This window comes from Nocardia sp. NPDC060249 (genome assembly GCF_042728755.1).
Lineage (GTDB): Bacteria > Actinomycetota > Actinomycetes > Mycobacteriales > Mycobacteriaceae > Nocardia.
The window spans coordinates 92,247-104,718 of sequence record NZ_JBHXAQ010000008.1 but is presented as its reverse complement, the minus strand read 5'-3'; the positions used below and the strand labels follow the sequence as shown (position 1 = coordinate 104,718).

Genomic DNA, 12,472 nt, shown 5'->3' with positions numbered 1-12,472 from the left:
GACGAAGGCCGCTATGGTGAACGGATGTATGCTCACCGATGTGACTGAGCAGGCAGGAACCCGCAACGAGCGCAAAGCGCATACCCGGGCAGCCCTCCTCGAGGGCACCCTGGCGCTGGCCTCGGAGCGCGGATTCGCGGCATTGAGCCTGCGTGAGATCGCCCGGTCGGCCGGTATCGTGCCGACCGCCTTCTACCGGCACTTCGCCTCGCTCGACGACCTCGGCGCGACCATCGTCGACGAGGGCGTCACCGCGCTGCGGCTGGCGTTGCGTGAGGTCAGGCGTAAGCCGGACGCGCATCTGGCCGATACGGTCCGCTTCGTCTTCGAGCAGGTTCGCGCCAAACGCGCCCTGTTCGGTTTCCTCATTCGCGAGCGTCACGGTGGGCCTGCCCCGCTGCGTCAGGCGATCGCGATGGAGATGCAGCTCATCGTGCGCGAGATCGTCGCCGATCTGTCGCGCCTGCGCGCGCTGGATTCGTGGAGCACCACCGAGCTGGAGATCGCCGCGGATCTACTGGTCACCACCGTTACCGACGGCATCGCTGCGTTCGTCGCGTCCACCTCCCGTGAGGAATCGGCGATCGTGGAGCGCACCGTGATGCAGATGCGCCTGATCGCATTGGGCATCGCGGGCTGGGTACCCAAAAACGCGGACTGAATTCAGAGTACGGGCGTACACACAATTCGGCGCCGCCCCATCGGTGATGGGTCACATATCGGCCGCCACCGCGCGCGACGGCGCGTGCACCGGGAGCAGCACCAGCAGACCCGCCGCCAGCACGACCAGAAGTCCGGCGATGCCGGCGCGGTCGCTGTGGAACATCGAGACGAACACCCCGAACAGGGCCGGTGCCAGGAACGACACCGCCCGGCCGGTCGTGGTGTACAGGCCGAACAGCTGACCCTCCCGTCCCGGCGGAGCGAGTCGCGCGAGGAACGAACGGGCCGAGGCCTGCGCGGGACCGACGAACACCGTGAGCGCGAGCCCGAAGATCCAGAACATCGCCGGGCCCGACACCATCAGTAGCGCGAGACCGCACCCGATCATCCCGACCAGTGCCGCCACGATCACCCGCTTGGGCCCGATCCGGTCGTCGAACCGCCCGGCCACGACGGCGGCCGCCCCCGCGACGACGTTCGCGGCGATCCCGAACAGCAGCACATCGGCGTCGGCGAACCCGTACACCGTCACCGCGAGCACCCCGCCGAAGGTGAACACCCCGGCCAGACCATCCCGGAACACCGCGCTGGCCAGCAGGAAGTACACCGTGTGCCGATCCTGACCCCACAACTCCCGCACGTCACGCACGAGCACCCGGTAGGAACCGAGGAAGCCGACTTTCGCGGCGCCGGGGTCGGCGCCGGTGCGCGGCATCTCGGGCACCGCGAACAGCACCGGCAGCGCGAACACCGTGAACCACACTGCCGCGAGCACGATGACGAGCCGGACATTGAGGCCCTGATCGGTGGGCATCGCGAGCAGTCCGCGGGTGTCACCGTCCCCGGCGAGGAATCCCACGTAGCAGATCAGCAGCAGCACGATGCCACCGAAATAGCCCATCGCCCAGCCGAATCCGGAGACCCGCCCGACCGTGGCCGGGGTCGACACCTGCCGCATCATCGCGTTGTAGGGGACGCCGGCGAGTTCGAAGGTGGCCGAGGCGAAGGCGAGCAGCGCCAGGCCGAGCCAGAGGTCGTGATAGTCGTCGCGGACGAAGAACATCAGCGACATCGCGCCGACCGTGAGCGCCGTCAAGGTCGCCAAGGCCCGTTTACGGGAACCGACCGCGTCGAAGTACTGCCCACAGACCGGCGCGGTCAGCGCGACGATCAGCCCCGCCCCCGCCAGCGCCCAGCCCAGCCACGCACTCGCCGGTGTCGACCCCGGCAGATCATCGCCCACCTTGTCGGTGAGATACACCGAGAACACGAAGGTCAGCGTCACGGCCTGGAACGCCGACGATCCCCAGTCCCAGAGTCCCCACGCCAGTACCTGCCCGCGTCCGGCCGCCTCGCCGACGGTCTCGGCCGCGTTCACCTCGGTCATAAGCCGAAGAGTAACGGCGAACCGGCACCCACGCCGTCCAATACATCCACGCCGTCTGTTCATATGAACCTGGTTGCATAGTACCCAGCGTTCCGGATACTCTCGTGCCATGGCACTGGAGCACGCGCTACTGGTCTCGCTCACCGAGCGGGCCGGGTCGGGTTATGAGCTCGCTCGCCGATTCGACAAGTCGATCGGCTACTTCTGGAGTGCCACCCACCAGCAGATCTACCGGGTGCTCAAGCGAATGGAGTCCTCCGGCTGGGTCACCGTCGAATCGGTGAACCAGCAGGGCAAGCCCGACAAGAAGGTGTATTCGGTGGCTCCGGCCGGTCAGGCCGAGATCGCCCGCTGGCTCGCCGAGCCCACCGACGCCATCCCCGCCCGCGACGAACTGGGTGTGAAGATCCGCGCCGCCGCCTACGGCGACATCGATGCCATCTGCGCCGAGGTGCAGCGCCATCGCGGCCAGCATGCCCAGCGCCTCGACGAGTACCGCCTCAGCGAAAAGAAATTCTTCCCGGTGCCGGACCAGCTCTCCGGCACCGCTCTGCACCAGTATCTGGTGCTTCGCGCGGGCATCCGCGCGGAGTCCGGCTACCTCGAATGGTGCGACGAAGTACTGCAGGCCCTGCGACCGCGAAAAGGTGACGACCACCCATGACTGCCTATCCCCATCTGTTCGAGCCACTCGACCTCGGCCACACCACGCTGCGCAACCGCGTGGTCATGGGCTCCATGCACACCGGTCTGGAGGACCGCGCGTGGGACACCAACAAACTGGCCGCCTACTTCGCCGAGCGGGCCCGCGGCGGTGTCGGCCTGATCATCACCGGCGGCTACGCCCCCAACCGCACCGGTTGGCTGCTGCCGCTCGGCGGCAAGCTCACCAACAAGACCGAGGCGTACCGGCATCGCACGATCACCAAGGCGGTGCACGCCGAGGGCGGCAAGATCGCCATCCAGATCCTGCACGCCGGGCGCTATTCCTACATGCCGACCAGTGTGTCGGCGTCGGCGATCAAGTCCGCGATCAACCCGTTCAAGCCCCGGGCGCTGTCGTCGAAGGGCGTCGAGCGAACCATCGACGATTACGCGCGCTGCGCGGGCCTGGCCAAGTTCGCCGGGTACGACGGCTGCGAGATCATGGGCGGTGAGGGCTATTTCCTCAACCAGTTCCTCGCGCCGCGGGTGAACAAGCGCACCGACAAGTGGGGTGGCACTCCGGAGAACCGGCGTCGGCTGCCCGTCGAGATCGCTCGTCGCATCCGCGCCGAAGTGGGCCCCGATTTCATCATCGTGTTCCGGTTGTCGATGGCCGAACTCGTGGAGAAGGGCCAGACCTTCGATGAAATCGTCGCCCTGGCACAGGAATTGGAAGACGTCGGCGTCGACATCCTCAACACCGATATCGGCTGGCACGAGGCACGGGTGCCCACCATCGTCACCTCGGTGCCACGCGCGGCGTTCGTGGAGTTCACCGCGAAGATCGCGCGCACGGTGAACATCCCGGTCTGCGCCTCGAACCGGATCAACATGCCCGAGGTCGCCGAGGAGATCCTCACGCGCGGCGACGCGGCGCTGATCTCCATGGCCCGCCCGCTGCTGGCCGACGCCGAATGGGCCAACAAGGCCGAGCAGGATCGGGCCGACGAGATCAACACCTGCATCGCGTGCAACCAGGCCTGCCTCGACCACGCCTTCGGCAACAAGAAGGTGTCGTGCCTGGTCAACCCTCGTGCGGGTAGCGAGACCACGTTGAACCTGCTGCCGACTCGGCGCGCCAAGCGGGTCGCCGTCGTCGGCGCCGGTCCGGCCGGGCTGTCGGCGGCGGTGAGTCTGGCCGAGCGCGGCCACCACGTCGATCTGTTCGAATCCGACGACAAGATCGGCGGCCAGTTCGATATCGCCCGCCGTATCCCCGGCAAGGAGGAGTTCGACGAGTCGATCCGCTACTTCCGCCGCAAGATCGACCTCACCGGCGTCACCCTGCATCTCGAAAAGCGGGTCACCGCTGAGGAATTGATCGCCGGCAAGTACGACTCGGTGATCCTGGCGACCGGTGTGCGCCCGCGCATCCCCAACATCCCCGGTATCGACCACCCGATGGTGCTCTCCTACGCCGAACTGGTGAAGGAGGAGAAGCCGGTCGGCAAGAAGGTCGCGGTGATCGGCGCGGGCGGCATCGGCTACGACGTGAGCGAATACCTCACTGTCGAAGGGCATCCCACGCTCAAGCTCGACGAGTGGAAAGAGGAGTGGGGCGTCGATTCCGAGAACGAGCAGGCCCCCGGCCAGCTCAAGGAGCCCAAGCCCTCCCCCGCGGCTCGCGATGTCGTGCTGCTGCAGCGCAAGTCGACCCCGTTCGGCAAGGATCTCGGCAAGACCTCCGGGTGGGTGCATCGCGCGGCCCTCAAGGCCAAGGGTGTCGAGCAGGTCGGCGGCGTGAACTACGACCGCATCGACGACGCGGGCCTGCACATCAGCTTCGGCGAGAAGCACGAGAACCCGCGCGTGATCGAGGTCGACAACGTGATCGTCTGCGCCGGACAGGAATCCGTGCGCGAACTCGAAGAGCCGCTGCGCGCAGCGGGTGTCGACCTGCACCTCATCGGCGGCGCCGACCTGGCCGCCGAACTGGATGCCAAGCGCGCGATCAACCAGGGCACCCGCCTGGCCGCCCGCCTGTAGTAGTCACCTCCCCCCAAGACCGGTCGTCCGACGCGACGGACGACCGCACCGCCCCGCCCACCGAACTCGCATCCGGTGCGCGGGGCGGTGATCGTCTGCGGATCCGGCCGACCTCGTCGGCCGACCCGATGCGCTGGTGCCCCCGTCGGCGGGACCCGGTGTGCGCTCAGCGGGCAGAAGCGTTGCGAATCAGATCACGCAGGTCGATTCCCTCGGGCGACTCGTACCAGCGCAGATGGCCGAGAAGCCAGTCCCGATAGGCTATTTCGGCGTTGTGCGAATCCTGAGCGACCGTGAGGAAGTAGTCGATTTCGGAGAGTTCGTAGCCGATGTGGACCAGCGGGAGCAGGTCGGGGAGCAGGTCCCGTTCGGCCGCTGACAGCGTTCGCTCGGATTGATATCCCTGGATCAGCGCGGTGATCTGGTCCGCGCGGACGTGTGCGGGGCCGCCGTCACGCAGGGAAACCCAGTCGATGGCGGTGCGCTCGATGGCGGTGGCCAGGTCGAACACGGCGGTGGTCCGGTCGGCCAATCCGAAATCGATCACCGAGGTCACCTCGTGGTCGTCCCACAGCAGGTTGGTGCCGTGCCAATCCCCATGCGTCCACAGTGGCGCGACGCCGGAGATGTCGACCGCCAGTTCGGGCACCTCGGCGCGCCAGTCCCTTTCACCGAGGAACCGGGCGACCGACGGCCGTCGAGCGATGTGCTGTTCGAACGCGCTCACCACATCACCGTGCAGGCTCGCGAGCAGGGGTCGAGCAGGGCGCGTGGGTGCATCGAAATCTGCTGCGGCAGTGTGCAATCGACCGAGCATCGCGCCCGCCCTGGCCGCGTCGTCACCATCGCGATACGGCGACCAGGAGAAGTCCGCGCGATACCGATCCTCCCCCCGACCCACGCGATGCACCTCGTAGACGAACTCGCCTGGATCGCGCCTCGCACCATCTCCGGCACGACGGAGCTCATCGCTCGCCCCGGACCCACGACCGGGGTCGCGTTCGCGCGCCCGGTCGCCGCTGCGGTCGTGGCCGAACGCGGGCGTCGCCCGATCACCCACGGTGACGCGCACTTCGGGCACCGGGATACCCCGATCCCGCAGATGCGCCATGAAGAGATGCTCTTCGCCCAACGCCGCCTCATCACGCAACAGCACCGGCATCCGCTTCACCACCAGCCGCTGCCCGCCGTTCAACCGCACCCCCACCGTCGACGACAGCGGTCGCGCACCACGCCATTCGATCGCCGCGAGTGCCGGTCCACCCCAGGTCGTGGCGACCGCGCGCGCGATCTCGCCGTCGGTGAGGGCGGGCCACGTCGGCTCGGCCAGCGGGTCATCGCCCATTCCGAACACCTGCTCGTCAGCCATCGGTCCAGTATCGATGGTGCCGGGCACCCGGCGTCGAACCCTCGCGGCGCTGTGCCACCCCGTCGATGCGGACACCGCACGGCCGTAGCCGATCCCCTAAGCTCCCCTCGTGAGCTTGCCCTCCCCCACTGCAGACAATCGTGCCGTCGTCACCGGCGCGTCCTCCGGCATCGGCACCGCGCTGGCCGCCGAACTGGCCGGGCGCGGCTATTCGCTGATCCTGGTCGCGCGCCGCGGTGAGATCCTCACCGAGCTGGCCCAGCGGTTGACCCTGGCCCACGGCATCACCGCCGAGGTCCGCGCGGTCGACCTGGCCGATCGCACCCAGCGGGCCAGCCTCGTCGACGAGCTCGCGGTGCGCGATATCGCGATTCTGTGCAACAACGCGGGCGTCGCGACGTTCGGCCCGGTCGCCGAGCTCGACTTCGCCTACGAGCGCATGCAGATGGAACTCAACGCCACCGCCGTGCACGACCTGAGCCTGGCGGTGCTGCCCGGCATGATCGAGCGCAAGGCGGGCGGGATCCTGATCAGCGGTTCGGCGGCGGGCAATATGCCGATTCCGAACAACGCCACCTACGCGGCGTCCAAGGCGTTCGCGAACACCTTCTCGGAGTCGCTGCGCGGGGAGCTCAAGGGCAGCGGCGTGCACGTCACCCTGCTGGCGCCCGGTCCCGTCCGCACCGAAACCCCGGCCCCCGAAGACCAGTCGATCGTCGACAAGATGGTCCCCGACTTCCTCTGGGTGTCGTCGGAGTACACCGCCAAGGTCTCCATCGACGCGCTGGCCCGCAACAAGATGCGCATCGTCCCCGGCCTGATCAGCAAGGGCATGAGCGTCGCGGGTAACTACGGTCCCCGCTCGTTCACGGCACCGATCGCGGGTGCGTTCTACAAGAAGCTGGGCAGCTGAGCACCGCCTGATGCATCGCCGCTGTCAGCAACCCGTCAGGATGGCCTCGCAGGTGGTCAAGGACCCGTAAACACCGAGTTCAGCGGGCCGCGCAGAGCGTAATCCTGGAGTATGCCCCGCCATTCCGAAATGCGGGGGCGTCCTCAGGAGACCACAGTGACGTTGCTCGACATCTTCCCGTCGTTGCGCGCGACCACCGTGCCGCGGCTCGATCCCGCGGTCTGGCCGACCGATACCCACTACGACCACGAGGGCCGGATCACCCTCGGCTCGGTGGCGCTCGCCGATGTCGCCGACCAGTTCGGCACCCCGGTCCAGGTGGTGGACGAAACCGAGGTGCGCGAGCGCTGCCGCGCCTACCGCAAGCATTTCCCCGAGGCCGAGATCGTCTACGCGGGCACCGCGTTGATGGTCGGCGCGGTGGCGCGCTGGGTCGCCGACGAGGGTCTGGCGGTGCAAGTCGGGTCGAGCGGTGAGTTGTCGGTCGCGCTCGCCGCGGGCATCGATCCGCGCCGGATCGTCTTGCACGGCAACGGCAAGACCCTCGATGAACTGAAGACCGCCGTGCGCTGCGGCGTCGGCCGCATCGTGGTCGGTTCGCTCACCGAGATCACCCTGCTCACCGCCCTGGCGACCCAACCGCAGCAGGTGCTGCTCCGCGTCGCCACCGGCATCGATGTTCCCGGCGCCGACCAGTTCGGCTTCCCGCTCGGCAGCCGGTCGTTCGAGACCGCGGTCGCCCGGATCGCGGGCCGGTGCAACCTGCAGCTCGTCGGCCTGCACTGCCACCTCGGCTCGCAGATCCACAACCCCGACCACTACGGCGAGGCGATCCGCCGGATGATCGGCGAGATGTCCTGGATCGACCACGAATACGGCCTGCTGCTCTCCTACCTCGACATCGGCGGCGGGCACGCGGTGGCACTGCGCAGCGGCGACGCGGAACTGAACCTGCGCGAACTCGCCGATATCCTCGACGATGCGCTGGACGCCGGTTGCGCGCGCCACCGTTTCCCTCGTCCCGTGCTCGCGATGGAACCCGGGCGCGCGATCGTCGCCAGGGCGGGCGTCACCCTGTATCGGGTGCTCGCCGTCAACGAGACCGCCGACGGCGGAACCCGTGTGATCGTCGACGGCGGCGGATGCGGCGGCCGAGGCCGTGGACACGGCGGCGCGCTCGTGGTCAACCGACACCCGACGGGCCCGCAGATCACCGCGTCCATCGCGGGCAAGCACAGCGAGTCCGGCGCGCTCATCGCCACCGAGGTGCGGTTGCCCGCCGATCTCCACCCCGGCGAAGTTCTCGCCTTACCGTGCACCGGCGCCTACCACCACGGGCTGGCGACGACCTACCGCACCGTGGGCAGGCCACCGATCGTCGCCGTCGCCGACGGCCGTACCAAGCAGTTGCTGCGCCGTGAGACCACCGCCGACCTGCTCACGCGTGAGCTCGTGGACTGAGTAGCCGACGCGAGCTCGCGCCGCCGAACGGCTCGATCACCGGCGGCGGGTGCCGAAAAGGCTGCGACTGATCTCGCGACCGGCCGCGCTCGCCGCCGAACGCAGGAAGCTCTTCACCGCCGGGTTGGCCATGATCCGCTCGGCGGCCGAGTCCTGCTCCTGCGGAGACGGCGAGCCTGCCGGTGGTGGCGGCGCGGATTCGGGTGCCGGCTCCGCGGCCGCCACGCTGGCCAGCAACATCTCGTAGGCCGACTCCCGGTCGATGCTCTGCCCGTATTTACCCTGCAGCGCGCTCGACAGCGCCTTGGACTTGATCGCCTCGTCGCCGATGGTGTCCATCAGCGAGCGCGGTGGCGCGATCTTGGTCCAGGCGACGGGCGTGGGCGCACCGGTCTCGGAGAGCACAGTGACGATGGCCTCACCGGTGCCGAGCGAGGTCAGCGCCTCTTCGAGGTCGTACACCGACGACTTCGGATATGTGCGCACCGTCTTGGACAGCGCTTTCTGGTCATCGGGGGTGAAGGCGCGCAACGCGTGCTGTACGCGGGCGCCGAGCTGGGAGAGCACCGGGTTCGGGATATCGGTGGGCAACTGGGTGCAGAAGAACACCCCGACGCCCTTGGACCGGATCAGCTTCACGGTCTGCTCGACCTGTTGCAGAAACGCCTTGGACGCCTCGGCGAACAACAGGTGTGCCTCGTCGAAGATGAAGACGAGCTTCGGCTTGTCCACGTCACCCACCTCGGGCAACGTCTGGAACAGATCGGCCAGCACCCACATCAGGAACGTCGAGAACAGCGCGGGCCGCGCCGCCTGCTGACCGAGCTCGAACAGCGTGATCACACCGAGCCCGCCCGCGGTGCGCAGCAGATCGGCCGGGTCGAGTTCGGGTTCGCCGAAGAACGTGTCGCCGCCGTCGGCTTCCAGATTCACCAGCGACCGCAGGATCACCCCGGCCGTCTGCGAGGACACACCACCGATGCCCTTGAGGTCTTCCTTGCCTTCTGGGCTGGTCAGGTGGGTGATCACCGCACGCAGGTCCTTCAGGTCCAGCAGGGCGACGCCGCGCTGATCGGCCCAGTGGAAGATCAGGCCGAGCGTCGATTCCTGGGTGTCGTTGAGGCCGAGCACCTTGCTGAGCAGGATCGGGCCGAACGAGGTGATCGTCGCCCGGATCGGCACCCCGATGCCGCCGGTGCCGAGCGAGACGAACTCGGTGGGCAACGCTCCCGGCGCCCAGTCGGTCGCACCGGTCTCCGCCGCGCGCGCCCGGATCTTCTCGGTGTCGGCGCCCGGCTCGCTCAGCCCCGACAGGTCACCCTTGACGTCGGCCATCACCACGGGAACGCCCGCGCGGGACAGATGTTCGGCGATCCCCTGCAGGGTCTTGGTCTTGCCGGTGCCGGTGGCGCCCGCCACGAGACCGTGCCGGTTCATCATCCGCAGCGGAATACGCACGCGCGCACCAGGATCGGCCACACCGTCGACCATCACCGTGCCGAGTTCCAACGCCGGGCCGCTGACGGCGTAGCCCTCGGCGATCTCCGCGGCCGCACTCGACTCGCCGGACGTCGGTGGCTCCGGAGCCGATTCCGCACTCGCGGAATCGGATTCACTGCCCTCGGCGGGTTTCGCGTTCGCCGCCGCGGCTTCCTGCTCGGCGGCCTCCGCGGCCGCCATGGCCTCGGCGGCGACCCTGGCCGCGTCTTCGGCCGCCTTGCGTGCCGCTGCCGCCTTCTCCTGTGGGGTGGTCATTCGCGCGTCCTCCGTCTGCTCACTGGCACGTACGCAAGAAATGCTCGAAACGTCTGTGGTCAATTCCAGGCAAACTGTATCCGTGCCGGTCACCTGGTCGGCGAACATCCGGAGATGTCGGTGGCAAACCTGGCCCGCCTCGCCCGTGCGACACACCTGCCGACCCGGGGCACGGGCCCACCATTAGGGTGACTCCCGTGTCAGACAAACTCCTGGTCTGGATGGATTGCGAAATGACGGGGCTCCGTCTCGACAGCGACAAGCTGATCGAGATCGCCGCGCTCGTAACCGACAGCGACCTCAACATTCTCGGTGACGGTGTCGACATCGTCATCCACGCCGACGACGCCGCCCTGGCCTGCATGCCACCGGTCGTCGCCACCATGCACGCGAAATCCGGTCTGACCGAAGAGGTTCGGCGTTCCACCGTCACTCTCGAGCAGGCCCAGCAGCAGGTACTCGACTACATCCGCGAGTACGCGCCCACCGCGCGCACGGTGCCGCTGTGCGGTAACTCCATCGGCACCGATCGCGGTTTCATCGCTCGCGACATGCCGGAACTGGACGCGCACCTGCACTACCGGATGGTCGACGTGAGCTCGATCAAGGAACTGTGCCGACGCTGGTACCCGCGCATCTACTTCGGTCAGCCGGAGAAGGGCCTGGCTCACCGCGCGCTGGCCGACATCAAGGAATCCATCCGCGAACTCGAGTACTATCGCCGCACCGCGTTCGTCCCATTGCCCGGACCGACCACCACGGAGATCGCCGCCGCCGCGCAGGCCGCCACCGAGGCCGTGGATGTCACCGGTTCAAGCCCTCTACCAGCGGATTAGGGCCTGGCACCAAAGTCACGCTAGTATCGACGGCGCCGGTGATTCACCGGTGATGGTGACCGTAGTTCAGTTGGTAGAGCACCAGGTTGTGATCCTGGATGTCGCGGGTTCGAGTCCCGTCGGTCACCCCGAAGAGAAGGCCTGGTCCTGATGGACCGGGTCTTCTTTGTTCTCCCGACGTTCCGCGACTACGGACCGACTGGGGCGGCACCGCTTTCGGCGCGGCTCGCTCGGTGCCGCCGCACGGCAGACCGGTTCGCACAGGCCGGGCTGCAGAAGCGTTGCCTGCCGTTGCGGGACGTGTCGGCGTACACCAGCGAGCACCCCTCCGCCGCGCAGGCGCCGAGACGGTCCATCCCCAGCCCGGTGAGGTGCAACGCGGTGCCGACAGTGATCAGCGCCGCGATCTGACGGTCCGTCGCCACCCCGGGGTCACGGAAATGCAGATGCCAGCCGTCGCCCACATGGTCGGTCAGGCGGGGCGCGGAGGCGTACTCGGCCAGCAACACGTTGAGCCGGGCGGCACGCTCGGTACGGTCCGCACACTCGACCACGCCCCGCCAGCGCCCCAGGAAGGCTGTTACCGACGCCAGATCACCCTCGGACACCGGTGCGGACAGCACCAAACCCGCCGCCGCGCAGCGCCGTGCCAACTCCGCGGCGTTCAGACACGGATCGTTGAGCAGCTCGACGCCCAGCAGCACCGGCTCCCGCCCGTAATGGTTGTAATGCACAATGCCATTACATCAGACTCGAATCATGAACACCCACCCCGCACACACCTGGCAGATCGAGTCACGCCACCGGACCAGCGAGGGCGTCGTGGCCTACCAACGCTGCCGCTGCGGCGCGCGCAGGGTAGTCGTCGACCATCTCAGCGTCGCGTCCGAGATCCATCGCGACGAACCGGACCTGGCCGCCGCCGGATAACTCGCACCACCATGACGAACATCACGTTTGACCGCTACACTTTGGACCGCTGCCCAGATGTGGGGCAGATCTCGCCATCGCGTCAGCGCTCGACCGGAAAGACCCCTTGATGAAGCGTTCCACCGTCGTCGCCGTCCTCGCGGCCGCCACCGTGCTCGGCCCCGTCGCCGGGACCGCCACGGCCTCGCCCGGCCTGCCCCTCACCGACTTCACGGCGGAGGCCCCCATCGGCGACTTCGGTCTGCCGAGCGATCAGCCCGAATCCGGTTCGGCGCAGAGCGGCTCCACCACCGGCGTCGAAACCACCGGCTCCTCCGGTACCGGCTCGGCCGGCCTGCCCAACCTCGACCGCCTGCTGTTCGGCGGACGCATTCTGTGCGGCGCTTTCGGCAGCGCGCTCGCGGTCGCGGGCGAGGCGATGATGGACTGCAGCGAACTTCCCACCCCGGTCTGAACCGGCCACGGAC

At 68.1% G+C, this 12,472-nt stretch carries 12 protein-coding genes and 1 tRNA gene; 9 read left to right on the top strand and 4 right to left on the bottom strand.

From position 1 onward, the window contains the following. Positions 1-13 precede the first annotated feature (13 nt). Complete coding sequence (locus ACFWFP_RS25720; RefSeq protein WP_379299263.1) at positions 14-661, top strand: TetR family transcriptional regulator; 648 nt, start codon at positions 14-16, stop codon at positions 659-661. A 51-nt stretch (positions 662-712) separates the two neighbouring features. Here the strand turns inward: ACFWFP_RS25720 and ACFWFP_RS25715 are convergent, their stop codons facing one another. Then, the gene (locus ACFWFP_RS25715) at positions 713-2,050 is read right to left on the bottom strand and encodes an MFS transporter (RefSeq protein WP_379299095.1); all 1,338 of its coding nucleotides are present in this window, start codon (positions 2,048-2,050) and stop codon (positions 713-715) included. Positions 2,051-2,159: 109 nt separating this feature from the next. On the opposite strand from ACFWFP_RS25715, the gene ACFWFP_RS25710 reads away from it, so the two are divergent. Next, complete coding sequence (locus ACFWFP_RS25710) at positions 2,160-2,714, top strand: PadR family transcriptional regulator (protein ID WP_379299093.1); 555 nt, start codon at positions 2,160-2,162, stop codon at positions 2,712-2,714. Then, a complete protein-coding gene (locus ACFWFP_RS25705) occupies positions 2,711-4,741 on the top strand; it encodes an FAD-dependent oxidoreductase (RefSeq protein ID WP_379299091.1) in 2,031 nt (676 codons plus the stop codon). Before ACFWFP_RS25710 ends, ACFWFP_RS25705 begins: the two co-directional genes overlap by 4 nt. A 166-nt stretch (positions 4,742-4,907) precedes the next feature. Here the strand turns inward: ACFWFP_RS25705 and ACFWFP_RS25700 are convergent, their stop codons facing one another. Next, positions 4,908-6,110 (bottom strand): phosphotransferase enzyme family protein, encoded by a 1,203-nt coding sequence (locus ACFWFP_RS25700; RefSeq protein WP_379299089.1) that lies wholly within the window; start codon positions 6,108-6,110, stop codon positions 4,908-4,910. 109 nt (positions 6,111-6,219) lie between these two features. Here ACFWFP_RS25700 and cmrA point away from each other — a divergent pair, with 109 nt between their 5' ends. Beyond that, positions 6,220-7,023, top strand: a complete 804-nt coding sequence (gene cmrA / locus ACFWFP_RS25695; RefSeq protein ID WP_379299087.1) for a mycolate reductase — start codon at positions 6,220-6,222, stop codon at positions 7,021-7,023. A gap of 156 nt (positions 7,024-7,179) precedes the next feature. Continuing rightward, on the top strand, positions 7,180-8,484 hold the full coding sequence (locus tag ACFWFP_RS25690; RefSeq protein WP_379299085.1) for a diaminopimelate decarboxylase family protein: 1,305 nt from the start codon (positions 7,180-7,182) through the stop codon (positions 8,482-8,484). 36 nt (positions 8,485-8,520) lie between these two features. Here the strand turns inward: ACFWFP_RS25690 and ACFWFP_RS25685 are convergent, their stop codons facing one another. After that, on the bottom strand, positions 8,521-10,239 hold the full coding sequence (locus ACFWFP_RS25685; RefSeq protein ID WP_379299083.1) for a helicase HerA-like domain-containing protein: 1,719 nt from the start codon (positions 10,237-10,239) through the stop codon (positions 8,521-8,523). Between the two features lie 197 nt (positions 10,240-10,436). On the opposite strand from ACFWFP_RS25685, the gene orn reads away from it, so the two are divergent. Continuing rightward, positions 10,437-11,075 carry an oligoribonuclease gene (gene orn / locus ACFWFP_RS25680; RefSeq protein ID WP_101464057.1) on the top strand — a complete coding sequence of 213 codons (639 nt, stop codon included), beginning with the start codon at positions 10,437-10,439 and terminating at the stop codon, positions 11,073-11,075. Positions 11,076-11,130: 55 nt separating this feature from the next. Beyond that, positions 11,131-11,203: transfer RNA gene (locus ACFWFP_RS25675), tRNA-His, on the top strand. Between the two features lie 60 nt (positions 11,204-11,263). On the opposite strand, the gene ACFWFP_RS25670 is transcribed toward ACFWFP_RS25675, so the two are convergent. Further along, a complete protein-coding gene (locus tag ACFWFP_RS25670; protein WP_379299081.1) occupies positions 11,264-11,809 on the bottom strand; it encodes a CGNR zinc finger domain-containing protein in 546 nt (181 codons plus the stop codon). A gap of 25 nt (positions 11,810-11,834) precedes the next feature. Here ACFWFP_RS25670 and ACFWFP_RS25665 point away from each other — a divergent pair, with 25 nt between their 5' ends. Both ACFWFP_RS25665 and ACFWFP_RS25660 read left to right on the top strand, forming a co-directional pair. Beyond that, positions 11,835-12,005, top strand: a complete 171-nt coding sequence (locus ACFWFP_RS25665) for a hypothetical protein (protein ID WP_379299079.1) — start codon at positions 11,835-11,837, stop codon at positions 12,003-12,005. 109 nt (positions 12,006-12,114) lie between these two features. Then, complete coding sequence (locus ACFWFP_RS25660) at positions 12,115-12,459, top strand: hypothetical protein (RefSeq protein WP_379299077.1); 345 nt, start codon at positions 12,115-12,117, stop codon at positions 12,457-12,459. Positions 12,460-12,472 lie beyond the last annotated feature (13 nt).

Excerpts from the sequence above, each read along its gene's own strand:
- ACFWFP_RS25685 (WP_379299083.1), bottom strand. The coding sequence starts at position 10,239 with ATGACCACCCCACAGGAGAAGGCGGCAGCGGCACGCAAGGCGGCCGAA.
- ACFWFP_RS25715 (WP_379299095.1), bottom strand. The coding sequence starts at position 2,050 with ATGACCGAGGTGAACGCGGCCGAGACCGTCGGCGAGGCGGCCGGACGC.
- ACFWFP_RS25720 (WP_379299263.1), top strand. The coding sequence starts at position 14 with ATGGTGAACGGATGTATGCTCACCGATGTGACTGAGCAGGCAGGAACC.
- ACFWFP_RS25660 (WP_379299077.1), top strand. The coding sequence starts at position 12,115 with ATGAAGCGTTCCACCGTCGTCGCCGTCCTCGCGGCCGCCACCGTGCTC.
- ACFWFP_RS25705 (WP_379299091.1), top strand. The coding sequence starts at position 2,711 with ATGACTGCCTATCCCCATCTGTTCGAGCCACTCGACCTCGGCCACACC.
- ACFWFP_RS25710 (WP_379299093.1), top strand. The coding sequence starts at position 2,160 with ATGGCACTGGAGCACGCGCTACTGGTCTCGCTCACCGAGCGGGCCGGG.
- ACFWFP_RS25665 (WP_379299079.1), top strand. The coding sequence starts at position 11,835 with ATGAACACCCACCCCGCACACACCTGGCAGATCGAGTCACGCCACCGG.
- ACFWFP_RS25700 (WP_379299089.1), bottom strand. The coding sequence starts at position 6,110 with ATGGCTGACGAGCAGGTGTTCGGAATGGGCGATGACCCGCTGGCCGAG.